General features: G+C 40.0%; 17 protein-coding genes. 11 read left to right on the top strand and 6 right to left on the bottom strand.

What is annotated here, in order from left to right; genetic code table 11:
• The first annotated feature begins 3 nt into the window (after positions 1-3).
• Positions 4-2,079 carry an ATP-binding protein gene (locus tag R8N23_RS16540; protein WP_318172724.1) on the top strand — a complete coding sequence of 692 codons (2,076 nt, stop codon included), beginning with the start codon at positions 4-6 and terminating at the stop codon, positions 2,077-2,079.
• 55 nt (positions 2,080-2,134) lie between these two features.
• On the opposite strand, the gene R8N23_RS16535 is transcribed toward R8N23_RS16540, so the two are convergent.
• Positions 2,135-2,473: a single-stranded DNA-binding protein gene (locus R8N23_RS16535; protein WP_318172723.1), complete on the bottom strand. Its 339-nt coding sequence runs from the start codon at positions 2,471-2,473 to the stop codon at positions 2,135-2,137.
• A gap of 169 nt (positions 2,474-2,642) precedes the next feature.
• Between R8N23_RS16535 and R8N23_RS16530 the strand changes: the two genes are divergently transcribed.
• A complete protein-coding gene (locus R8N23_RS16530; RefSeq protein ID WP_318172722.1) occupies positions 2,643-3,011 on the top strand; it encodes a hypothetical protein in 369 nt (122 codons plus the stop codon).
• Here the strand turns inward: R8N23_RS16530 and R8N23_RS16525 are convergent.
• Both R8N23_RS16525 and R8N23_RS16520 read right to left on the bottom strand, forming a co-directional pair.
• The gene (locus R8N23_RS16525; RefSeq protein WP_318172721.1) at positions 3,008-3,802 is read right to left on the bottom strand and encodes an MBL fold metallo-hydrolase; all 795 of its coding nucleotides are present in this window, start codon (positions 3,800-3,802) and stop codon (positions 3,008-3,010) included. The two genes, R8N23_RS16530 and R8N23_RS16525, sit on opposite strands and share 4 nt — an antisense overlap.
• A gap of 90 nt (positions 3,803-3,892) precedes the next feature.
• Complete coding sequence (locus tag R8N23_RS16520; protein WP_318172720.1) at positions 3,893-4,684, bottom strand: MBL fold metallo-hydrolase; 792 nt, start codon at positions 4,682-4,684, stop codon at positions 3,893-3,895.
• An 88-nt stretch (positions 4,685-4,772) separates the two neighbouring features.
• On the opposite strand from R8N23_RS16520, the gene R8N23_RS16515 reads away from it, so the two are divergent.
• Positions 4,773-5,108, top strand: coding sequence for a hypothetical protein (locus tag R8N23_RS16515; RefSeq protein ID WP_318172719.1), 336 nt, complete (start codon positions 4,773-4,775; stop codon positions 5,106-5,108).
• 156 nt (positions 5,109-5,264) lie between these two features.
• Positions 5,265-5,792: a ferritin gene (locus R8N23_RS16510; RefSeq protein WP_318172718.1), complete on the top strand. Its 528-nt coding sequence runs from the start codon at positions 5,265-5,267 to the stop codon at positions 5,790-5,792.
• Between the two features lie 87 nt (positions 5,793-5,879).
• Here the strand turns inward: R8N23_RS16510 and R8N23_RS16505 are convergent, their stop codons facing one another.
• From R8N23_RS16505 to tyrS, 3 genes are all read right to left on the bottom strand, one after another.
• A complete protein-coding gene (locus R8N23_RS16505) occupies positions 5,880-6,440 on the bottom strand; it encodes a hypothetical protein (protein WP_318172717.1) in 561 nt (186 codons plus the stop codon).
• A gap of 154 nt (positions 6,441-6,594) precedes the next feature.
• A complete protein-coding gene (locus tag R8N23_RS16500; RefSeq protein WP_318172716.1) occupies positions 6,595-8,619 on the bottom strand; it encodes a thioredoxin domain-containing protein in 2,025 nt (674 codons plus the stop codon).
• A gap of 64 nt (positions 8,620-8,683) precedes the next feature.
• The gene (gene tyrS / locus R8N23_RS16495; protein WP_318172715.1) at positions 8,684-9,973 is read right to left on the bottom strand and encodes a tyrosine--tRNA ligase; all 1,290 of its coding nucleotides are present in this window, start codon (positions 9,971-9,973) and stop codon (positions 8,684-8,686) included.
• 232 nt (positions 9,974-10,205) lie between these two features.
• Between tyrS and R8N23_RS16490 the strand changes: the two genes are divergently transcribed.
• The 7 genes from R8N23_RS16490 (at position 10,206) to R8N23_RS16460 (ending at position 23,968) form a co-directional block, all read left to right on the top strand.
• Positions 10,206-11,450, top strand: coding sequence for a tetratricopeptide repeat protein (locus tag R8N23_RS16490; RefSeq protein WP_318172714.1), 1,245 nt, complete (start codon positions 10,206-10,208; stop codon positions 11,448-11,450).
• Between the two features lie 143 nt (positions 11,451-11,593).
• Complete coding sequence (locus R8N23_RS16485; protein ID WP_318172713.1) at positions 11,594-15,271, top strand: T9SS type A sorting domain-containing protein; 3,678 nt, start codon at positions 11,594-11,596, stop codon at positions 15,269-15,271.
• Between the two features lie 59 nt (positions 15,272-15,330).
• Complete coding sequence (locus tag R8N23_RS16480) at positions 15,331-15,717, top strand: hypothetical protein (RefSeq protein ID WP_318172712.1); 387 nt, start codon at positions 15,331-15,333, stop codon at positions 15,715-15,717.
• Between the two features lie 112 nt (positions 15,718-15,829).
• On the top strand, positions 15,830-16,699 hold the full coding sequence (locus tag R8N23_RS16475; RefSeq protein ID WP_318172711.1) for a DMT family transporter: 870 nt from the start codon (positions 15,830-15,832) through the stop codon (positions 16,697-16,699).
• 97 nt (positions 16,700-16,796) lie between these two features.
• A complete protein-coding gene (locus tag R8N23_RS16470) occupies positions 16,797-18,983 on the top strand; it encodes an alpha-N-acetylglucosaminidase (protein WP_318172710.1) in 2,187 nt (728 codons plus the stop codon).
• 23 nt (positions 18,984-19,006) lie between these two features.
• A complete protein-coding gene (locus R8N23_RS16465) occupies positions 19,007-21,733 on the top strand; it encodes an alpha-galactosidase (RefSeq protein WP_318172709.1) in 2,727 nt (908 codons plus the stop codon).
• Positions 21,734-21,865: 132 nt separating this feature from the next.
• Complete coding sequence (locus R8N23_RS16460; RefSeq protein WP_318172708.1) at positions 21,866-23,968, top strand: beta-L-arabinofuranosidase domain-containing protein; 2,103 nt, start codon at positions 21,866-21,868, stop codon at positions 23,966-23,968.
• Positions 23,969-24,193: the final 225 nt, after the last annotated feature.

Here is a 24,193-nt window from a genome sequence, read left to right as displayed (position 1 = left end):
GTTATGGGGAAACTGTTAATATTTTGCTTTGGTTTTTGGCTGGCCATGTTGGGCGGTCTGGTAGAGACTAAAGGGCAAGATCAATCCAAGGCTGAGCAATTTTTGCTTGCATCCTTTAAGACTACCAACTCAGATTCTGCTTTACTGTTACTTGATTCTGCAATTCAACAAGCCAATAAAGAAGAAAACTCGGATGTTCTTATTGAATCCTTGATTGAAAAGGGAATTGTCTACGAGCAAGGGCAACAAGGGGATAGTAGTGACTTTTATTTTAATCTGGCGTTAAACCAAGCTCAGACTGCTGAATTGACTCCAATTATTCTCGCTAAGGTTCATCATCAATATGGAAACCATATTGGAAATCAGGATGAATATTTTAGGGCACTCAGTCATCTGGATACTGCAGCTCGTTTGTATTTGTCGGTTTCTGATTCGGGGTCATACGGAGATATGCTATCTCGCCAAGGGGCACTCCATGACAACAATGGGAATCAAGGGAAGGCTTTGCGTATGTACCTTGAAGCTTCAAAAGTCTACGAGGCAACTAAAGATAGTTCAGTATTTGCTGGAGTTATAAACAACGTCGCGATCATTTATAAGAAGCTTGGAGACATCGAGGGTGCTTTGGAATATTATAACAAGAGTATTGATATGCTCAGTAAAATGAATGATACGTTAGGTATATCAATTAGTAAGCTTAACAGAGGGGTGCTGTATAAAGATTTGGGTAGATACGATGAGGCCCTTTCCGAAGTGTATTATAGCCTCAGTACTTTCAAAAAAGTAAAAATGAATAGAGGCATCGCCATTGCTCATCACAATTTGGCTGAAATATACCTGACGATGAATCAAACTGATTCTGTATTGTATCATGTAGATGCGTCACAAGCAATAGCCATTGATTTACAGTATTGGACTGTGGTAGTGAGTAATCAGATCGTTTTGGCCAAGGCTTTAAAAAGTATGGGTAGGGCCGATATATCAAACAAATCAGCGTTAAGAGCTTATGATTTGGCCGTCGAGCATGGTTTTTTGGAGAAGCAGGAGGAATTGACGGCTTTACTTGCTCAGAATTACGAAGATCTGGGTGATTTTGGATCTGCACTTATATATTATAAGAAATACAAACAGGTAAAGGATAGTTTATTAGGAAAAGATTCCCAAGAACAAATCAATAGGCTTCGAACTGAGTATGACTTAGAGCAAAAAGAAGAAGACATCAAGGGGCTAGAGACCATTAACTCATACCAAAAGTCTTTGGCAGAGAAGGAGCATAAAATTAGTCAGTTTCTTACCGTAGGAATTTTTCTTTCACTGTTGGTAATTGCCTTGTTTTTCTATCTCTATCGAAGGCAGAAAGATCTATCCACTATTTTATCCGATCAAAAGATGCAGTTGACCGGATTGAACAAAGAAAAGGATGACCTAATTGCTATGGTAGCCCATGATCTAAGAAGCCCTTTAAATAATATTAAAGGACTACTTTCTCTCATTAAAGATTCGGATGGGGCAGAACAAGAAAAAATGGTTGAACTGGCTAATGAATCTACGGATGTGTTGAGGACCAGAATCAATCAAATATTGGACGTAGAGGCGATCAATGTAGGAAAGATCAATTTAAAGATTGAGAGAATTAATGTATCCGATATTCTCACCAAGCTGGTTCATCATATTACCCCAGAGGCGGAACAAAAGCAAATTTCTTTTTATGCTCACTCTCAAAAGCACCTGGGCTGTATGGCTGACCAAAACTACCTACTTCAAGTGTTAGAAAATCTATGCGCCAACGCGATTAAATTTTCTAAGCAAAAATCTGAGATATACGTGAAGGTGAGTGAAAATAGGGACAAGTTAAGGTTCGAAGTTCAAGATCAAGGTCAGGGAATTCCTAAGACTGAGATGAAAAAATTATTTGAACGATACGCCAAAATATCTATTCGACCCACTGAAAATGAATCGTCTACCGGACTTGGCTTGCCCATCGTAAAAAAGTACGTGGAAGCTATGAAAGGAAAAGTGTGGTGTGAGAGTGAAGTGGGAGTAGGTAGTTCATTTTTCATAGAACTACCAATGGCTTAGAACAAAAAAAGCCGACCCAAGCGATTGAGACGGCTTTCAATTAGACTCGATAAGCTTAATCTTCTTTCTTGCCGAGCATAAGCATTTCCGCCAGATTGATTTCTGTGATGTATTTGGTTACACCATCTTTTTCATATTTACGATTGACCAATTTGCCCTGAATCGCGATTTCGCTTCCTTTTTTTAGATGGCCGTCGATTATCTCGGCTTTCTTTCCCCAGGCTACTATGTTGTGCCATTGGGTATCTTCTACTTTCTCACCTTTGTTGTTGTAATAGGTTTCATTGGTTGCCATTGAGAAGGCAGTCATTTTCTTGCCGCTGTCGAAAGTTCTCAATTCTGGATCGTTGCCTAATCTGCCAATTAATTGCACGTTGTTTTTTAAAGTAGTCATAATTTTAAAAGTTAAGTTTTAATAATGTTTCACCTGATGGCAGATGAATTTGTCGATTGACTTGGCAAATATGAAGTGGGTTCAAAACGCTAGCCGGTTTTTAAGCACTTGTAACCGTTTGTAGTCGTTTATTATTGGATATCTATCAGTATTTCAGTACTTTAAAAATATGAACGAAAATACCGACCAACGCCTTTGTTCAGAATGTGAACGACCTCTATTTGGCCGCACGGATAAGAAGTTTTGCTCCGATGCTTGTCGCAACTCTTATAATAACCGGGTGAATGCTGACGCGACCAATTTTGTGAGAAATGTAAACAATTCCCTGCGAAGGAATCGAAGGATTCTTTTGGAATTAAAGAATGGAGAAGGCTCCAAAGTGCATCGGGATCAATTACTCAGAGCAGGATTCGATTTTGATTATCATACCAATATTCGGGAGACACAAGCCGGAGATATGTTTTACTACTGCTATGATCTAGGCTATCAGGTTTTAACTAATGGCGAGGTACTTTTGGTTGCTAAACCTGAAGATTAAAAGGTAATGGATTGACCCGCCTTGTCAAAAATAACCGCATTAGGCATAAATTTTTTGATTTTATCCAAAGACTGCTGACTGTAGTTTTCAGGTATGTGAATAGCTACCACTTTTTTAGCACCAATATGCTGTCGGATCACTTCAGCCCCATAGAAGCTGGTCATGTACCAGAAGGGTACAAAGGCAACATCTATTTCTTCATATTCCAGTTTTAACTCCTCAAAACGATCTGGATCCATATTGGCATCTCCCAGATGAAGTACCTTCTTGCCATTGAAGTTTACCAAGAAAATCAGATCCTGAATTCTAGCGTTACTTTTTCCGGCATGCTTGGCATAGGCGGCCTTGACGGTAAGTCCTTCCTGATCATAGCTTTTCCATGACCGTGAAAGCGGGAAGGTGAGCGTTCTATCATGGATGCTTTCAAAATTGTCCATCACCACTTCAATAGAGTCAACTACCTGAGGAGTTGCCAGACAATTTAGTTTCTTGTTGGTGAATAAAAGCTTGCCAATTTGAGTGGGACTAAAGTGATCGGGATGTGCATGGGTAGCGAGAGCAAGTGAAAGGTTATTGTAGGGAGGCCTACCCGCCACCATGGCATCCAATTGCGAACTCTGGGGTGTTAGAAACTTTCCTCTTCCATCTTCAAAAAATGCATCAATCAACACTTTGTTTTGGCCTACTTGTACCAGCACACCACTATTCGCTATGTAGGTTGCTTTTTGAGCCGAAAGCGTGAAAGATAGGAAGAAGAAAAACGCTGAAAATGTACTTCTCAGAAGTTGCATGCAAGAATTAAGTTTACTTTAACATTGGTTTGTTTGGAGGCAAAAGTAAAATAAATGGATTTATTATTAATTCTGAAAAGTAGAACCTTACTAAAAATCCACACTTTGACCTTCTTTCATAAATACAACGGCATTAGGGAAGTTATCCCTAATCTTTTTTAATGTTTTTGGGTCTCCCACTTTTGGGTAATGGATGGCAACGAGCTTATTGGGTTTTATTTGATTCTTAATAATATCAATGCCTGGAGGGTAGGCCAAGAACCAATAAGGAATCAAGGCGACATCTATTGGAGGTTTGGATAAATGAAGCGGGGTGAAGTGGGAAGGGTCCATCTCGGCATCCCCTAAGTGTAAAATTTTCTTTCCGTCTACCTTGATCAGGTAGATTTGATTATCTACCGCATAATTCTGTTTGCCCCCATGACGTACATAGGCAGTGTGAACACTAACTCCTTTTAGAAATAGCGCTTCCCATGTTGGGTTGGTATCTAGGCCATTGAGCCTGGGAGCTAATGATTCAAAGTTGTTGGCCATTTTGACAATGGAATCTACTGCTTGATTTGGGCAGATGAGTTCGGTTTCTGGGTGTGATCTTAAAAAGGTGCCGACCATTTCGGGGTTGAAATGATCGAGATGAGCATGGGTGACTAAAAGTAGGTCAATGATTTGATAGGGGGTCTCTTTAGCGTTCAAATGACGGATGGTTTGTACGCTTGGTGAGGAATAAGTCTCATAGTAATTATCAAAAATGGCATCTATCAAAATGCTTTTATGCTCAGTCTGTATAAAAATACCTTCATTGGCAATGTAAGAAATTGAGTGTTGAGAGAATGCTGTAAATGGGAATATGAACAGCAGGAGAAAGATTTTGAGATTCGACATGGGAATAAGTTTGAGTTTGAAAAGTAATTTACTCAAAGTGCTCAAGCTATTATTTGTAATAAGTCTAAATAAGAACTAGTTTTGCTGCGTGATCCACGAGATATATCATACGACGAATGGAAAAGTGCTTCAAAACGATAAGGACAATCGTTTTTACTTGGAGTATAAAGGCAAGGAGTATCGTATGGCCGTTTGTGCTCTCATAGCATTTAAAACGAAGCTGGATCAGTTGAATATTGAAGAAATGCTTTTGAGTGATGCCTCACTTAATGACATTGAAATCATCCCCCTTTGCAACAAAGAGCATCTCATGGTGTTGACCTTAGATGAAATTATCGAAATGAAGGACCTCATCCCCGGGACTTTAGTGATGCTTGAACTCAACAGTATTGTACAACAGCGCATTGTTAGAGCTCTTGTTTAATACAAATCCTTGTAAAGCCTAAATTAGACTAGTTCTAAATTTCTTTTTGCCCGAACTATTTAAGCTCTATTTAGTTACCTATAGTATATATTTATCTTGAAATGAAGATGCTATGGTATACATGCCTGCATTTTCATGAACATAAAAGACAAAGACATGAAAGATCTAATGAGACAAAAAGTAGCTGTTCAGGACAATGTCATGAGCATGCTCAATAAACAAGTGAAGTTGGAAGCACAATCATCAGCAGCTTATTTGGCGATGGCAGCCTGGTGTGATCAGCATGGATTTGACCATAGTGCGCATTTCTTCTATGAGCAAAGCAACGAAGAAAGAGCACACATGTTGAAGTTGTTTCACTACATCAGCGATATGGGAGGCCAGCCATTAGTGGCGACTATTGAGGCACCACAGAATGATTTCAGTTCGTTAAGAGAAGTTTTTGAATTGGCTTTAGAGAGCGAAATCAATGTAACCGAATCAATCAATCAAATTGTGGCAGCCTGCAGAAAAGCAAATGATTTCGCAACAGAGAACTTCATGCAGTGGTTTGTGAAAGAGCAGGTAGAAGAAGAGTTTGTGGCAAGAAGAGCGTTAGAGTTCTTTGATATGCTGGGAGATGATCCTGCTTCTTTATTATTGATTGACGAACGAATTTTGAAAATCAAATACACTGAAGAGTAAAAAATATTCCCCTTAATAAAGGTGAACCCAGCTTGATAAATCAGGCTGGGTTTTATTTTTTATATAACCCAAAGCTTTTGAAGTCAGCTATTCTAGGATGAGAAGGTTGTAGTAATCAAAAAGTTTTGTCATGTCCTTTTGGTCAGAGAGATTGAGTTTGTGAGTTTTGATATACGTCGACACGTCCTTTTGGAAATCAAGATCAAGCTGCTTGATCATTTCTTTTTTGTCGTTGCTCAAAGAAAACACTTGTTTATCTATTAGAATAAAGAAAGCTGGATATTCCGTTTCTTCATAATCACTAAATTTTAATCCCTCTCTATACAGCAAAGTTGTCTTGCCTTCCGATAAAATCTGAAAAAGATATTGCCGGTTGTTGAGCCCAAACGAACCGGAGTGATACAATTCTACATCACCAGTGGTTTCATCTATAACAGCCACTTTTTCTATCTGACTAGGAGGAAAGTGAATAATGTCATTTCCAGAACGAAGAATGGCATCCTCATATGCAAGATTGACGTCCGTGTCACCGTACATCATTTGACCATTACTTATGATATATTCACTTTTGTCTGTATTGTCTGCATTTGATTCTCCTTTAGAAAATGGAAAGGAAAATAGGTGTAGAATTAGAAAAATGAATTTCATGAGCTGGGAGCTTTAAGTTTTACTCAAATCAACGCATTATTCTGACAAGCTTTCCTACAGATACTAGAACTTAATGATATGATAAACAGTTTCTGGCTGCTGTTTATATTGTATTTACGAAAGGTTAACTAATTCGTAACTTGAGAAGTAATTACTATTTTACTATCTGCCTTTTGGCCATTGCTACTTCTTCTACTGGTAGTAGGCAAGACTTATTTTCACAAACATAAATCAGCGTCTGCCTTTCAGAGAACTTGCCATCTAGTAATTCCAACGAGCCTTCTGAAGACCCGCCTAAGAGAATTTTATTGGGAATAAATGGTTTAGCTAAGCCCAATTTTTTACTCTGAGCGTCTACACCTACAACTGCTACTTCAAAGTGCCGTTGTCCCATCAATCCATACAAACGAGCCCAATTGCTATAAAAGTAAGGCTGCTCAGAAATCTCCTTTTCCATATTGGCTACCATTTGAATGGCTCGATCCAGATCTTTTTGGTTGTAATAGAACTGACCTAATAAATAAAGCGCTTCCGCCATAGCAGAATTGGACGCTGGGATTACATTGTCTGACAGTTCCATTTTTCGGGCTATCAATTTTTCATCCTGATCGGAAGTGTAGAAAAACATCTGGGTTTGTTCATCAGAGAAATGCACTATCACATATTCTTTTAGCTTTTTAGCTTGCTCCAACCATGACTCATCAAAAGTGGCTTCATATAATTTGGTAAATGCTAAAATGGAATAAGCATAATCATCCAGAAAGCCATTAATCGTTGATTGGCCGTCTTTGTAGTTTCGTAGTATGGCCCCTGAAGGTCGAATTTGGTTGGTTTTGATGAATTCACCAGCTTTTACAGCTCGGTTTAAGTATTCCTCATCTTGAAGTGCAAAATAGGCGTCCACCAAACCAATGATCATCAAGCCGTTCCATGAAGTCAGTGTCTTGTCGTCCAAACCAGGGCGAACTCGACCATCTCTGACTGTCATCATTTTAGATTTAGAGGTGCTAATAATGTTTTTGACGACAGATTCAGAAAGATCAAATTTTTCACTGAGGGCTACAATTGAGGTTTTTCTTTCTAAAATATTGTGTCCTTCAAAATTGCCTTTTTTACTTACTCCATAATAGGTTTTAAACAGCTTGGCATGTTCTCCCAAGGTTTGGTCAATTTCTTCTTCAGACCAAACATAGAATTTGCCTTCTTCTCCTTCGCTATCAGCGTCTAGCGAAGAGTAAAACCCTCCAGATTCATCCGATAGCTCACGATTACAAAAAGTAATTGTCTCTCTAACGGCCTGCGCGTATTTTTCATCACCAAATACTTGATAGGCATGACTGTACAGGCTGATCAGCTGCGCATTGTCATAGAGCATTTTTTCAAAGTGAGGTACGGTCCACGTTTCGTCTACGGAGTATCGAGCGAAGCCACCACCGAGATGATCATATATGCCACCATTGGCCATGCCATCTAACGTGACTTGTAGGGCTGTTTTGATTTCTTCATCAGATTGATAATAATTTTGAGCTAATAAGAACTCATAGATGGCAGGCATAGGAAACTTTGGAGCCCCTTCTCTACCACCATATTTTTTGTCAATTGAAGAAACCACTTTCGCTCCGGCAGATGTGTACTTGGAAGAGTCGAAGGGTGCTCCTGACTCATTCAATTCAGGCACCTCCAGTTGATTAATCCCTTCGGTGATTTTTTCTGCTTGCTCTAGCATCTTGCCTGGTTGGGTTCGGTACATTTCGGCGAAGTAGTCGACCACTTTACCCCAATTTTCTTTTGGGAAGTAGGTGCCGGCAAAAACCGGTCTGCCATCAGGGAGTGCAATCACATTAAGCGGCCATCCGCCTCGTCCGGTCATGAGTTGTGCAGCGTCCATATAGATTTGATCTATGTCCGGGCGTTCTTCCCGGTCTACTTTGATCGAGATATAGCTGGTATTCATCTTGGCTGCAATGGTTGAATCTTCAAATGACTCATGTTCCATTACATGACACCAGTGACAAGCCGCATAGCCAATGCTTATAATCATTAGTTTGTCCTCACGTTTGGCCAGATCCAGTGCCTCTTCACCCCAAGGAAACCAATCTACCGGATTGTGTGCGTGTTGGAGTAAGTATGGACTCGTTTCAGATATTAAATGATTGGTATGTTTATGTTCTTGTCCCATGTTTTGTGTACAGGCGTTTATAGATAAAACTACCATTAATAAGATTACAAGTCCTCTTTGCATATTAGTCTTCTACAGTGATCAGGAAGTAATTCTTCTTGCCTTTTTGAGCAAGTAGATATTTATCATTCAGTAGTTTGAAATCAACAGCCTGGTTTTCACTTTCAAGTTTTGTTTTGTTGATACTTACACCGCCTCCTTTGATCATACGACGAGCTTCACCTTTTGATGGGAAGACAATGCCGTTACTTTCTTCAGAAAGTAAATCCGTAACATTCTGCGAATTAGCATAAGTGCTCTTAGAAATGTTTGTTTGTGGCACGCCTTCAAATACAGATAAGAAGGTGTCCTCATCCAAAGACTCCAAGTCCTCGGTGGTGGATTTCCCGAATAGAATACCAGAGGCTTTAATAGCCATGTTGTAATCTTCCTCCGAGTGAACCCTGATGGTAATGTCTTTCCCTAGCTCTTGTTGAAGTTTCCTCATGTGAGGAGCCTCATTGTGTTCGGCAATCAAGGCGTCAATTTCTTCCTTTTCTTTTAAAGTGAAGATCTTAATGTAATTGGTCGCATCTTCATCAGAGGAGTTTAACCAGTATTGGTAGAATTTATAAGGGGAAGTCAGTTTTTTGTCCAACCAAACATTTCCGCCTTCGGTCTTTCCGAATTTGGTGCCGTCCGCTTTTTTAATCAACGGAGTAGTAATGGCCCAGGCTTCTCCTTGTCCCTTCCTTCGGATCAGTTCAGTACCTGTTACTATGTTGCCCCATTGGTCAGAACCACCCAATTGTAATTTACAATTTTTGTTGTTGTACAACCACCAGAAGTCATAGCCCTGCACCAGCTGGTAGCTAAATTCTGTAAAGGACATGCCAGTTTCCAAACGACTTTTTACTGAGTCTTTGGCCATCATATAATTCACAGAAATGTGTTTTCCCACATCTCTAATAAAATCTAGAAAATTAAAATTCTTAAACCAATCGTAGTTGTTGACCATTTCGGCCGAATTGTCGCCACAATCGAAATCTAGAAATTGTTCTAACTGTTTTCGAACGCAAGCTAGATTATGGTTTAATGTATCTTCGTCTAGTAAGTTTCTTTCCGCAGATTTTCCGGAAGGATCACCCACCATACCTGTAGCCCCACCTACTAAGGCGAAAGGTTTATGTCCAGCCTTTTGGAAATGAACCAAGGTCATGATTTGCACCAAACTACCAATGTGAAGTGAATCTGCAGTAGGATCAAAACCTATATAGGCAGAAGTCATTTCTTTATTCAGTTGTTCTTGTACTCCGGGCATCATATCATGGATCATACCCCTCCATTTCAATTCTTCGACAAAATCCTTAGTCATTGTAATCTGATAAATTTTCAATAAGTCGACAAAGATATAGGGTTCAAGGATTTTTGAATATGCTTCTTATAATAATCCCAAAAAATAAATTTCTAACGCAAAATTTGTAAATTGACGAAAGGAATGAGACGGGTTATTATTGAACCTTCATTTCTAAGTTTGAAAGTGAGGCTTCAGGTTCACTTCAGACATGATGAAGCATATTTGAAAGATTGACACTATTACGATGAGAATGCAAAGAACACACCTATGGCTATGGATGTTAATGATTGCTTTCACCACTGATGGGCTAGCCCAACGAATGGATATTAATGCCAGTCCGGCAGAACGAAAAAGGATATCAGAAGATTATTATCAAAAAGGAAATCAAGCAGGAAGTCGAGGCCAGTTTTCACTAGCCGTGTTATACTATGATAGTGCGCTCCGTTTGTATGGTGGTTCTACAGAGTACTTTTTTGCTAGAGGACAGGCTAAGGAGCTCGCTGGTAATGATATTGGTGCACTCACAGATTTTGAAGCTGCTTTGCGTGTAGACCCACAGAATTACACAGCGATATTTAAGCGGGCATTGATTTATCACAAACAAAAAAACTACAAACAAGCCGCTCAGGATTTTACTTTTTTGATTAACAATGTTGAGACTTTTGAAACTCAAGCCATTGTATTCAAGGGTGCCTCTTACGATGAAAAAGGAGAGATGATTTTTTCTGGCATTGCTACCTTGGAAGACATGAAAGCCGATGTGTATTTGGCCAGGGCTTTGACTTATGAACAAATGGGGTTTAATACGCCTACCATGTTAGATTTTGACAAAGCCATCGAGCTCAATAATCACGAGCCTAATTATTATGTACACAGAGGGCTTTTCAAATTGAACAAAGAAGACAAAGAAGGAGCCGAAGCTGATTTTAGAAGTGCGCTCGAGATCGATCAGTATCATAGACTGGCACTTTATAACCTTAGCTTTTTAGTAGATGATGAGGAAAAGGATGAGATCAACAAAATTCTCTATGGAGTAGGAGATTTCGCTATGGCCTATTCTCGACGGGCCTTTGAAAAGTATCAAAAAGGAAAATATGAGGAGGCTTTGTTGGATTACGATTCTGCCTTGATGATTAAACGCGACAATGCCAATGATCTCATGAATCGTGGTATGGTAAAAGCCAAATTGGATAGACATAAAGAGGCAATTAAGGATTTCGAAACTTCTGTTTATACTGACAATACATTGGTCAGAAACTTTGTACTCATCGGAAATTCTTATCAGGAACTAAAAAATTACCCTCAGGCCGTTACTTACTATCAGCGCTATTTGAGGTCTGAAACCGGGGATGGTGTCGTTTATTACAACATGGGCCTGGCGTTCATGAAAGCAAAAAAAGACGAAGAGGCCTGTCAGGCACTTCGTACGGCCTATGACCTGGGTGAAGAAAGAGCTGAACCGCCTTTGGAGCAGGTGTGCTTTAAATTGAAGTAAGCTAATATTTGCATCAACTGATACATTTTTTGTATTCACCAATTATTTTGTACTTTCGAGGTCAAACTAATTATTCAATTTTTTTAAAAGGAATTTAAGAGAGGTTTAGATAGTTACCTTTCTTAACTTAAAACAACTTAACCATGTATCATAAACCTAACCTCAGGAGGGGCGTGTTCGCCCTGGCCATGTTATGCGTATTTAATTTGGCAAACGGACAATCATTGAAGTCAAAGGCTGACGAACAACCGAAAGGCCATGCACTTTATAAACAATCCAAACTTTTTGATAGTAGAACGGGCTCGGCAGAAAGTAAACCCACTGCTGTTGGTGATCGTGCTACTGATAGATTTACTTTTGAATATAATCGAACTCGGAATCCATACACGGGAGATGTACCTCAAGGGATTTCAGAACTAGAACAGAAGTTTGCTGAACATATCGCTGAAGGCACCGATCTCAAAAAATCAGCCAGTGAAGATGGAGGAAGGTTTCGACAGTATTCCTACTGGAGCAATAGGGGACCGTTTAATGTTGGAGGACGTACAAGAGCTCTTGCAATTGACATCACAAACGAAAATGTAATTCTGGCCGGAGGAGTTTCTGGTGGACTGTGGAGATCGACAGATGCTGGTGCTAGCTGGTACAAAGTCACATCCAGAAGACATGCACCAAGTATCACCTGCATCGTGCAAGACCCACGGCCAGGGAATCATCATATTTGGTACTACGGGACGGGAGAACGTTCGGGTAATTCTGCCAGCGAAGGAGGAGCCTTTTATTCCGGGACTGGAGTTTACAAATCAGTCAATGGAGGTCGATCTTGGAAGCTCTTATCTGCAACGGATGATGATGCGATTGGGTCTTATGGTCCTTTTGACATTACTAATTCAATTGCCATTAACCCGACCAACGGAGATTTGTACGTTGCTACTTTCAACGGACTGCATCGATCTAAGGACGGAGGAAGCACTTTTGAAGAAATTTTGACCGGAGGGTTTGACGCTAGAACAGAAGTAGCAATTACTTCTTTTGGAAAAATATATGCTACCATAGATTATAGTGGTGTACCAAACGCTGGTCTTTTCACCTCCATGGATGGAGACAATTGGACGAGTATTACACCTTCTGATTTTCCCACCTTCTTTGGAAGAACAGTGATGGGTATTGATCCATCCAATGAAAACAAAGTATATTTCTTAAATCATGATGAACTTGGGCCACAAGGTTTATACCGTTATAATGCAGTATATACCACAGCTGGCGCTTGGACAAACTTAAGTGCCAACTTACCAACCAGTATTGGCGGCCCAGTTGGGAATTTGAATTTCCAAGGCGGATATAACATGGTTGTAAAAGTTCATCCAGGTGATTCTAATATTGTTTTTGTTGGAGGAACGAATCTATACCGATCTACAACCGGATTTACTACACCCGCAGGGCAAGAAAGCTGGATTGCAGGATATTCTCCAATTAACAATGTAAGCGTGTATCCAGATCAGCATCCGGATCATCATGAGCTAGTTTTTTATCCATCGAACCCGAATAAAGTACTGTCTGGAACTGACGGAGGGGTTTTTCTTGCAGAGGATATTACTACTTCAATTTCAGCCGCCGAACCAGTGGATTGGACTTCATTAAATAACGGTTATATAACTACACAGCCATACGCGGTAGCCTTTGACCCAGAACCTAACAGCGACGACCTATTGGCCGGATTTCAGGATAACGGTACTTGGTTTACATCTTCAACAGATAAGACCGAGCCATGGATTGAGGATTTTGGAGGTGATGGCTCATACAATGCTATTGCTGATGGTGGAGATACAAGATATGTGTCTTCTCAGTTTGGAAACATCTATAGACTCAACTTTGATAGCCTTGGTGAATTTGAATCATTTACGAGAGTAAAGCCAGCCGGCGCAAATAATCTGGATTTTGTTGCTCCCTTTGTTTTAGATCCCCATAATGATAACATCATGTATTTGCCTGATGGTAATAGAATATGGAGAAATAATGACTTGGATGGAATTCCGCTTTTTAGCAATGCAACCACTACAGTAAATTGGGTGAATCTGCCTAACTCAGATACACCTGCTGGGACGACCATAACTTCATTGGATGTGTCCACTTATCCTGTAGCCAATAGGTTGTACTATGGGACTAACAGTGGAGGAGTCTATAGAATGGACAATGCCAACATAGATAATCAGTCGGTAGTTGATCTAACAACAGGAAAAGATTTGCCTCCGGGATATGTCAATGACATTTCAGTTGACCCATCAAATTCAGATAGAGTGATTATTACTTTCTCTAACTATGGGGTACAGAGTTTGTTTTTGACTGACGATGCAGGTGAGACCTGGACGAATATTAGTGGTAATTTGGAGGAAAATGAAGATGGAAGTGGTAATGGGCCTTCTGTAAGAAGTACTGCTTTTTTCGGAGGAAGTAACTCACGTTTTGGTTCAAAGTTTCAAAAAGTATTTGCGGCAACTAGCACTGGACTTTATTATACCCTTCGGTTGAATGGAAACGATACCAGGTGGTATAAAGAGCCATTTGTAATTGGACACGCAGTGGCTGATGAAGTGAAAACAAGAAAAGATGGGTTTGTAGCTGTAGCTGCTCATGGAAATGGATTGTTTAGTGCAAAGTTTCCAATCGTATTTAATCCTTTGCCAGAGTCTAAGTTAACTGTAGCTTATTTGCTAGAAGATTTGAAAGTAGATGAAAATAGCGCGGATGTGACCGTAGATATTGAAGACCTGTTTGTGCATTCAAGAGGTAGATATATAGATGTTACCTTGACTAATTCGAACCCAGGCTTGGTGACTGTGATAGATAATGGTAATAGTCTTACCCTATCTTTTGCTGCTGATACATTGGGCTCGGCGACCATTGGTTTGATTGCTACAGCCGGTGGAGAACAGGTGGCCGAAGGGTTTACTGTATTCATATCTAAACCTACCCTTTATGAACAACTAGGTGCTGGAGTTTCTTCATTGCCTTCTCAAAATTTTCTTGACTTTGGGGCAATTGCTCAAACTGCGGACGATTTTGTAGTTCCAATGGGAGACAGTTGGGATATCAGTAATATTCTTGCCTTTGGAGGAGCCAATAATTCACCAACATTTACTAGTGCGACCGTTGTGATCTATAAAGACACTTTAGGTAATCCTGGAGAGGTGCTATATATGAGTGATGAAATAGTACCAGATTCGGATCCTCTAGATGCCAACCTTAATTTGACCTTACCAGAAGAGGTGCATTTAGAGAGCGGCACTTATTGGCTTTCTGTTTATGCCAATCTGCCTTTCAATCCATCAGCAACGCAATGGTTTTGGACTTCACAGAATGGAGGAGTGGGACAAGAGCCTCAATTTTTGGATCAATTTGACTTGTTCGGAACTGGGTCAACCAATTGGACGGACGTGTCGGTAGCTTTTGGAAGACCGCCATTAGATCAGGTATTCCAGGTTTTTGGATCGATTGTGCCTTCAACTTTGGATCCTGTTTCGGCAAGAACAACCGAAAATGGACCTTTGGTAGATTTGGAAATGGAAGTTCGATCTGTGGTTTACCCTAATCCATCTACTGGGGAATTTACTTTTAGTATTGAAATGGGTGACTCTGATCAAGCTGCTCCTATCATAAATATGAGTGTGTATAATACTTCAGGTAGATTGGTGCATCAGATGAGAGACATTGACACGAAAACTGAATTTCGTTGGGATGCATTTAACCAACCTGCAGGTATCTATATGGTTAAATTGAATGGGCCACGCGTAAGTCAGTCGTTTAGAATTGTTAAAAAATAAATCTGTGATAATAATCCCATGCACGATTTGTGCATGGGATTTTTTTTGAACATATGTTTATGAATAAAATAGTTTGTCTGGTATTTCTTTTGATCTCCTTGGTTAATCAAGAACAATCAAAACCCAACAATATGTTGGTTCAGAATCCAGATATGGTAAAGTTTAGCGGTGTTATACTTAAAATTTCACCTGAAGAGGGACAAGTCTGCAATGCATCCGTTAAAACAATAGAGGTTCAGATCCTTAAGGTTTTATATAAAGGACGAACCGTCAACCTAAACCTACAATCTCAGACTGTAATAACTATTCTCATTGATTCTAAGATTCCTAGCGAGAAGATTGCCGGACTTCAAGCTGATCAGGTATTAACCTTCCATGCCATGGAAAAACTCTGTTCAGATGATACAGGATCCATGCTGATAGCTCTTTCCTGGGTTTTTGAATAGATCTTACTATGCCGGGACCATTGGATTGATTATTTAATCAATTCACGAATTAGATATTTCACAGTTCAGTGAACATGTATTAAGTTCACTTTAAAATTTAATTTCAATTCCTGTGAATCTATCAAAAAGTCACTTTCCTCAACTCATATTGGCAATTATAGTGATGAGTACCTCTGGCGTACTCGCGCGTGCTATGAACATTTCTCCTGAACTCGCGATTTGGGTAAGGTGTGTGATTGCAGGTTTGGCCTTATGGGTTGTGTTGAAGTTTTTGAAGCTTCCATTGTGGATCAAAGAGCCAAAGGCTCGCATGATAGTTTTGTATAGTGCCATACTCTTTGGTTTGCATTGGGTCACCTACTTTTATGCCTTACATTATTCAAGTGTGGCCATTGGTATGTTATCCCTATTTACTTATCCGGTTTTTACCGCCATCTTAGAGCCAATCATTATAAAATCTAAGCCTAAACTGATTGACATAGGACTTTCTTTTGTGGCCTTCTTTGGTGTTTTCTTTTTAGTTCCTGATTTCGACTTGACCAATGATGTTACTTTAGGAGTGGTGATAGGTGTGGTCTCAGCAATTGCTTACTCTTTAAGGAATATCTTGTTGAAGCTTCATGTACAAAACCATTCAGGCATCACCTTGATGTTTATGCAAGTGGTTGGGCTTTCGGTATTGCTTAGTCCTGTTTTCCTTTTAGGAGATGTTACCTTTCAATTGGATATGATCATTGTAGACTGGTGGAAACTACTGACGCTTGGACTGTTTACAACTGCATTAGGTCATACACTCTTCGTGGTGTCGTTCAAAAATTTCTCCATCACAGTGATCAGTATTTTAAGTACACTGACCCCACTTATAGGTATTGGTCTGGGTTATCTGTTTTTGGATGAATTGCCACAGGGTAATGTTTGGATTGGGGGATGCCTGATCTCGGTCGCAGTACTCGTTGAGTCTATAAAATCAGTTAAAAAGTAATTCTTGTCGTTTGCTAAGGTCATGTAGAGGTATAATCTCATGTCCTGGCTTCTTGAGCAGCTATATTCGGGTTTGAATATTATGCTAATCCATACTCATGAAAAGCCAAATTATAATTTTCTTAATAGTAACCATTTTTATCTCATCATGTGATGAGCCGTCCTCCGAAAATAATTCAAACACACCGTCCGAAGTCCTTGGGAGACTGATGGGCCAACAGTCCGAAATATTTGATTTTGAATTGGTTCAGGATGATAAGAAAGAATGGTTCAAACTAAGCATTGAAAAGGAACGCGTAAAGGTTCAGGCCAATTCTCAGATCGCATTGTGTCGAGGAGGTTATGATTATTTGAAAAATGAATGCAAGGCATTGATTAGTTGGTCTGGGAATAATATCAATATACCTGAGAAATTGCCAGCAGTCAATCGTAAAGTTGAAACTCCATATCAATTTCGGTATTATTTCAATGTAGTGACACACGGATATACCACCGCCTATTGGGATTGGAACCGCTGGGAAAAGGAGATTGATTGGATGGCTGTTCATGGATTAGATATGCCTCTAATTGGAGGAGCACATGAAGCCATATTGGCACGTGTTTTCAAAAAGTTAGGATTAAGCCAAGGAGACATTGATGATTACTTTTCAGGGCCAGCACATTTTCCTTGGAACCGAATGGGAAATTTGAATGGATGGGATGGCCCACTTCCCGATTCGTATTTTGACAAACAAATTGAGTTGACTCATCAGATATTAGATCGCATGTATGCTTTGGGAATGACCCCAATAATACATGCTTTTGCCGGCTTTGTGCCAAGAGGAATTAAGGAATTATATCCCAATGTAGAGGTTCGTGAACTAGGATGGGGTGGAGGATTACCACTTGAAAATAATGCTTTTATATTAGCACCTGACAGCCCACTTTTTGTAGAAATTGGAAGAAAGTACATCGAAGAATGGGAAAAGGAATTCGGAAAAGCCTCTTACTACCTGGCTGATAGCTTTAATGAAATGGATGTGCCTGAGGCTGATAATCCTGCTCAGCAGCTCGAAGAACTGGCTGGGTTTGGCAAATCTGTCTATGAATCAATCAAAAGTGCCAATTCGGATGCCACCTGGGTAATGCAAGGATGGACTTTCCCCTATCATAAAGATGAGAATGGTGAATTGTTTTGGACACCAGAGCGGCTTCAGGCCTTGGTGTCGGAAGTTCCGGATGACAAGCTGCTCATCCTGGATATGGCGAATGAATATAACCACGACTTTTGGAAGATTGACCCGTCATGGAAGATGTATGATGGTTTTTTTGGCAAAAAATGGATTTACTCATTCATTCCCAATATGGGGGGCAAAGTTCCGCTCAACGGAATCCTTGATACCTATGCAACCATTCCTGAGCAGGCATTGCAATACCATGATAGAAAGAACCAGGTGGGTTTTGGATTTGCACCTGAGGGCATTGAAAATAATGAAATAATCTATGAGCTACTTTCGGATATGGGTTGGAGGGAGACTAAAATTGATTTGGACAGATGGATCGAAAATTATAGTACCCAGCGATATGGCGATTATCCCGAACAATTGAAATTAGCTTTTCAGCAGCTACGTGAATCTTGCTATGGTACATTTACGGATCACCCGATGCATAGATATCAATTTAGACCTTATAGTAAACCTGAGGGAGTCGAGGATCATGCTACAGTTCATCAATCAGATAAATTCATGTTGGCCGTTAATACCTTTTTGAGTTGCTCTGATGAACTTAAAGACAATGAATTGTTTGTCTACGATGCGATAGAAATCGTTGTTCAGGGTTTAGGTCTGATTGCTGACCAAAAACTTCTTAATGTTATTGATGTATATGAAAATGGGAGGGAAGCTGATCTTGATGAGGTGATGGAAATATTGCTGGTGATAGATCGTTTGCTAGCGTCCCACCCGAATCACAATCTGCAACGGTGGGTAGATTTTGCCCGAAGCTGGGGTGAAATTAGTTCTGAGAAACAATATTATGAGTCTAATGCCAAAAGATTGATTACTACATGGGGCGGAGATCCAGTTAATGACTATTCAGGTAGAGTGTGGAGTGGGTTGATCCGGGATTACTACGTGCCCAGGTGGATCAATTATTACAAGGATCCAAATGGAAATAAAAAACAGGAAATGAGAGATTGGGAAGAAAATTGGATAAAGACACCGGGTGTGTCTTCGATTAACCCTTATGAAAATCCCTTGAAAATAGCGAAGGAAACATTCGCCAAATATTACCAAGTCAGACATTGATCTGTTATTCAATTATAGATATGATGAAAAAAGCCATAATTACATTCATATTTCTTATTGCTACAGTAGCGCTCCAGGCGCACGAGAGGAAAAAAGATCAATCACCTTCGTTAAGCAATGATTTGATCGGATTTGCACTGCAAATCGACAATGAACAACTGACCAGCGAGCATTTCAAAATTGAAAAAAGTGATCTGACACTCAAATCAGATGGTAATTTTGCTGTTTCTATAGTTTGGACCGATTGGATAGCTCCTGGCATGAGCAACAATGCTGAAAACCCCGTCACATTGACTAAAGAAGATTTTACCATTGTTAATTATAAGCAAAATGATCTGCAGCTTGATCTTTTTCTTAGTGGAAAATCGACCTCTCTGCAAGTAAAAATCCAATATGAATTACAACAGGGTAAGTCCTATATCAGAAGAAAAATAGCTATTAGAGATTCACTTTTTGAGAAGCATTTCTTGCATAAAATAAGTGCCTACGATGCCCATTGGAAAAGCTCATCATTTACAAGACCATTGAAAGAAGGCGGATTTGGACAACCGGTCGCAGTAACCTTTGGAGATAATGGATTTTACGCAGGACTTGAATATCCTGCATCTACCAACTTCGTGAAGCAGGAGTCTGATTCAATATTTAATTTGACATGTAGTCGGCTCATCGGTCAAAAAATAACAAATGAATGGATTGAGAGTGAATGGGTGGTCATTGGTCTCACTCCGGGCCGAGGGGTGAAAAAAGCTTTTATGTCCTATCTCGACGATATCAAAATCGAGCCCAACAGACCTTTTACATTATACAATAGCTGGTATGATTTGAGAGGAGAAAAGTATCCGGTAGGGAGCTACGTGAAAGCTTTGCAAGATGAGGACTATATGACGGAAGCTAATGTGCTGCGTCTTTATGAGCTGTTTCAAAGGGACTTTGCTGAAAAACATGATGTTGAATTAGATGCATTTGTTTTAGATGACGGATGGGATGTGTATGAGAGTGATTGGGTGTTGAATAAAAATGAGTTTCCGAATGGTCTGAAACCATTGAAAGAAGAATTTGAGCGAAACAATACTTCATTGGGTTTGTGGTTTGGGCCTAGCGGAGGGTATTCTGCCAGAATGAAGAGAATTGATTGGTATCGAAACAATGGATACGAAGTAGTGGGGCAGGAAAAGCAATGGGGAGGCGCCCAGCTTTGCCTTGGTGGAAAAAAATATAGTCAACTCTTCAAAAAGCGTACAACAGAATTTGTAAACCAAGGCGTGTCCTACTACAAGTGGGATGGATTTCAGTTTTCTTGCAGTGAGCCTGATCATGGACATCCCATTGGGTTGTATTCGCAAGTGGCTATTTTGGATACACTACTTTCTTCCATTGAGGCTGTACATCAAATAAACTCTGAAGTATACCATAGTGTTACATCCGGAACCTGGTTGAGTCCCTGGTGGCTCAAACATGCCCACCAGATTTGGATGCAGGGAGAGGACTATGGATTGGCCGAAGTGCCTTCGTATGACTCAAAAGATGCGGCTATCACCTATAGAGATATAGTGCTGTATGATGATTTGCAGAATAAGAAATTTTGGTTTCCTGTCAGCAATATGATGACCCACGGCATTATTAAAGGAAAACTGGAAGAACTCTACCTGGACACGTCTTTGAATAAATTTGCTGACAATGTAGTACTCTATTTTGCCAGAGGGGTTTCGATGTATGAGCTATACACCAGCCCGGACATGATGAAAGAGGAAGAGTGGAAGGTAGTGGCTGATGCGTTGAAATGGGCAAAAGATCATTTTAGTACTTTGATGAATACAGAGATGGTTGGGGGGGATCCAGGCAAAAAGGAAGCCTATGGTTATGTTCATTTGAAAGGTAACGAGGGAATAGTGGCCGCCCGAAACCCTTTTATTGGTCAGCAGGATTTGAAAGTGGTGTTAAATCCTGATTTTGGTCTGGAACCAAACGCTTCAAATCTGGTACTCGAGAAAGTTTATCCGTATCGTTGGATAGCTCCTGAATTGTATGCGGCCGGTGATAGTATCAATCTGCCATTAAGTGGTTATGAAACCGCAATATATGAGATCTACCCATTGGTTGAGGCAACTGAACCTTTGATAGCGGGGGTGCCCTTTCAGACAGAGTATGCAGAAATGGATGGCTACAAAGTGCAGTGCTTTGGGGAGGAGGTTCCAATTATTCTGAATAAGAAAAGCATAACCTCAATCAAATATGAGAATGAAGTCATTTCGTTTGATCAGTTGCCTAGGCAGGAAAAGGTCAAAAGGGCTTGGGTTAGTGATTTTAAGGGAGAGTGGGACAAAGATACGATCAATATATGGTGTGAAATAAATGAGAACATTAAAGAAGCCTCGTTGGCATTCCTATTTAGTTCGGCAGATGATGCTCCCGGTTGGCTGCCTGAGGTAAAATTTGAACTGGAAAACAAACAGGTTCCATCCAAATTCAACGGAAAAAGTCTGGAAGCTACAACCGAACCTCTTCAAATTTCCTCTGGTTGGTACTCCATACCGATCGAGGCGGGCAAGCATGCTCTGAAGCTGATTCAGGATATAGATTCATGGAAGGGGAAAGTGGAAGTCTGGGCCATAGGTACTGTTTATAAACCTGGAGTTCAATTAGAAATCAAAATGAGGGGAAAAACCCAGTCGAGAACTATGGTTCCGGTAGTGATGGAAAATGGGATTATGCTAGAAAAAGTAAAACTGGGAGAAATATTGATCAGATGATTAGGCCAACTAATTGCTGCCAGAGGTCAAAGCGCTTCAGGAAGAATTGGTGTTGGGTAAGCGACAATGAAAAAAGGGAAAAATGAGAAGTTGGGCTAAGGTCTAAGTAAGCTGGTTTATAAAATGAATAGAGTGAGGAAATTATTATTTAAATGTATGTGTTTTATTGGTCTGGCTGGATTTATTGGTTGTCTGGACCAGGAAAATGTCGCTTTTGTTACTGTTGAGAATCCTTCTCAGAGACCGGGAACCTACTTTTTCAAGCCTTCTCTTGGCTCAGTGAAGCCAACAGGTTGGTTAGCCAGCTATTTGAAAACACAAAAAAACGGGATTACCGGAAATCTTGATATTGCTGGGGGATATCCATTCAACCTACCTATCTGGTCCGATACTTCCAAGGTCATTGATGACAGAGCACAGGCTACCTGGTGGCCATTTGAGCAGACCGGGTATTGGATAGAAGGAATGAGTCGTGTTGGTTATTTATTGCAGGATAGTTTTTTGATTACTAAGTCTCAAAAGTTTATCAATTATCCGCTAGAACACCCTACTTCTGACGGTTTTATAGGCCCTGCCTTTTTGAAGGAAGCAGGTAAAACGAACCGTTGGGCACACGTTGTTTATTTCAGGGCGCTAATGACTGCTTATGAAGCAGCACAAGATGTTAGAATAATTGATGCTATTTACAATCATCTCAAATATGATTTGAATACTTACCCATATCGACATGTTCGCGAAATGGGAATAATTGAATCTATGCTTTGGACTTATGAATTTACGAGAGACGAGTCCTTGCTACATCGGGCGAAAGAAATTTTTATTGAAGGAAATAAAATCAATTCAAACCGTAGTTCATCTATTCATCAAATAATAGATCCAAACAGACCCGTCAATGAACATGGAGTGACTTTTTTGGAGTTTGCCCGCTTGGGAGCTATACTCTATATGTATACTGGAAAAACGGACTATTTAAAAATTAGCCTTTCAGCCTATGAAAAGGTAGAGCAGCAGTCTTTATTGGTAGATGGCGTTAACAGTTCAACAGAACTTCTGAAAGGAAAGGATCCATTAGCCAGCCACGAAACCTGTGATGTAGTGGAGATTTCCTACGGTTGGGCCAAGTTATTACAGGCCACAGCTAACCCCATTTATGCAGATAAGATAGAAAAAGCTGCCTTTAACGCAGGTCCGGGAGGCGTTACCTCGGACTTCAAGGCCATGCAATATTTTTCATGTCCAAACCAGGTGATAGCAGGAAGTCATACCAATCACAATGCTTACATGAAAGGCAACAGTAGTATGCAGTTTGCACCAAGCGCCTGGATCAAATGTTGTCCTGGGCAGGTTTCAAGATCCATGCCGCTCTATGCATCACAATTTTGGTTTGTTAAAAATGCTGAAATATTTACCGGGACATATGGGCCAAATATTTTCACAACACAGACGGTATCTGGCGAAATAATTGAAATAGAGGAATCCACCAATTACCCTTTTGAAGAGGAAATTGAATTTAATATTAAAACCAAAAGAGATATACAGTTTAAATTCAATTTAAGGATACCGGAATGGTGCGATGCCGCTAAAATAAAACTCAACGGCAAACCTCTAAAAATACAACCACGAGGAGGCGAATATGTTGAATTGGATAGAGTATTTAAAAATGGAGATCAGGTAACTTTGTATCTTCCCAAGCATGTAATTATGAGTCAATGGGCAAACTATAGCGGGGCTATTGAATATGGATCTTTGGTTTTTTCATTGGGAGTTGAGTCAGATCGGGAGATAGATTCTAGTTCGGCATGGTCCATTTCGTCAGAATTTCCAGCACTTAATTTAGCACCCCGTTCTGAATGGAATTATGCTTTTGCCTTTCGACCTGATAATGTCAATGATGTGATTCAAATCGATGTGCAAAACGGTGATTTAGAGCAATGGACAATGGAGCGTGCGCCTATTACTATCAAGGTACCGGTACGAAAGGTGAAAAACTGGAATCTGGTGTCTACCGACAAAGTAATCCAAGAGGATTATTGGCCTTCTCACAATGCAGATACGGTTTCAACCTGGAATAAAGAAGTGATAGCAGTAGAAGGAGATTTTTTCTTCACTCCGGAAATACCTGATCGCGAATTTCTAATAGAAAATATGTCGACGCATGTTGATACGGTTCATTTAGTGCCCTATGGGTTTACCGACCTAAGAATGACAATTTTTCCACTTTCGCCAGTAGACTAAGGGCCTAAATCGACAAAATAACCTATCTGAAAATTCTAGTGAAGGCAAGCTTTATGCAGAGGCTTTACTGATACAATTTTAACCCATCCAGTAAATAACCAATTTTTTTGATCTGATTCTTTTGTTTGTTTGGTTAAAAACTGCCGATTTCCTGAATTAAAAACGTAAAAAATACATTTGTAAAAAGAGCCTATACGTTTGATGAAGGGCTGTTTCGACCCATTG

It is taken from the genome of Reichenbachiella sp., from assembly GCF_033344935.1.
Lineage (GTDB): Bacteria > Bacteroidota > Bacteroidia > Cytophagales > Cyclobacteriaceae > Reichenbachiella.
This window is presented reverse-complemented; position numbering and strand designations above follow the sequence as displayed.

What these genes read in the sequence shown, in the direction of transcription:
- R8N23_RS16540 (WP_318172724.1), top strand. Translation starts at nt 4, where the DNA reads ATGGGGAAACTGTTAATATTTTGCTTTGGTTTTTGGCTGGCCATGTTG.
- R8N23_RS16535 (WP_318172723.1), bottom strand. Translation starts at nt 2,473, where the DNA reads ATGACTACTTTAAAAAACAACGTGCAATTAATTGGCAGATTAGGCAAC.
- R8N23_RS16530 (WP_318172722.1), top strand. Translation starts at nt 2,643, where the DNA reads ATGAACGAAAATACCGACCAACGCCTTTGTTCAGAATGTGAACGACCT.
- R8N23_RS16525 (WP_318172721.1), bottom strand. Translation starts at nt 3,802, where the DNA reads ATGCAACTTCTGAGAAGTACATTTTCAGCGTTTTTCTTCTTCCTATCT.
- R8N23_RS16520 (WP_318172720.1), bottom strand. Translation starts at nt 4,684, where the DNA reads ATGTCGAATCTCAAAATCTTTCTCCTGCTGTTCATATTCCCATTTACA.
- R8N23_RS16510 (WP_318172718.1), top strand. Translation starts at nt 5,265, where the DNA reads ATGAAAGATCTAATGAGACAAAAAGTAGCTGTTCAGGACAATGTCATG.
- R8N23_RS16505 (WP_318172717.1), bottom strand. Translation starts at nt 6,440, where the DNA reads ATGAAATTCATTTTTCTAATTCTACACCTATTTTCCTTTCCATTTTCT.
- R8N23_RS16500 (WP_318172716.1), bottom strand. Translation starts at nt 8,619, where the DNA reads ATGGGACAAGAACATAAACATACCAATCATTTAATATCTGAAACGAGT.
- tyrS (WP_318172715.1), bottom strand. Translation starts at nt 9,973, where the DNA reads ATGACTAAGGATTTTGTCGAAGAATTGAAATGGAGGGGTATGATCCAT.
- R8N23_RS16490 (WP_318172714.1), top strand. Translation starts at nt 10,206, where the DNA reads ATGCAAAGAACACACCTATGGCTATGGATGTTAATGATTGCTTTCACC.
- R8N23_RS16485 (WP_318172713.1), top strand. Translation starts at nt 11,594, where the DNA reads ATGTATCATAAACCTAACCTCAGGAGGGGCGTGTTCGCCCTGGCCATG.
- R8N23_RS16480 (WP_318172712.1), top strand. Translation starts at nt 15,331, where the DNA reads ATGAATAAAATAGTTTGTCTGGTATTTCTTTTGATCTCCTTGGTTAAT.
- R8N23_RS16470 (WP_318172710.1), top strand. Translation starts at nt 16,797, where the DNA reads ATGAAAAGCCAAATTATAATTTTCTTAATAGTAACCATTTTTATCTCA.
- R8N23_RS16465 (WP_318172709.1), top strand. Translation starts at nt 19,007, where the DNA reads ATGAAAAAAGCCATAATTACATTCATATTTCTTATTGCTACAGTAGCG.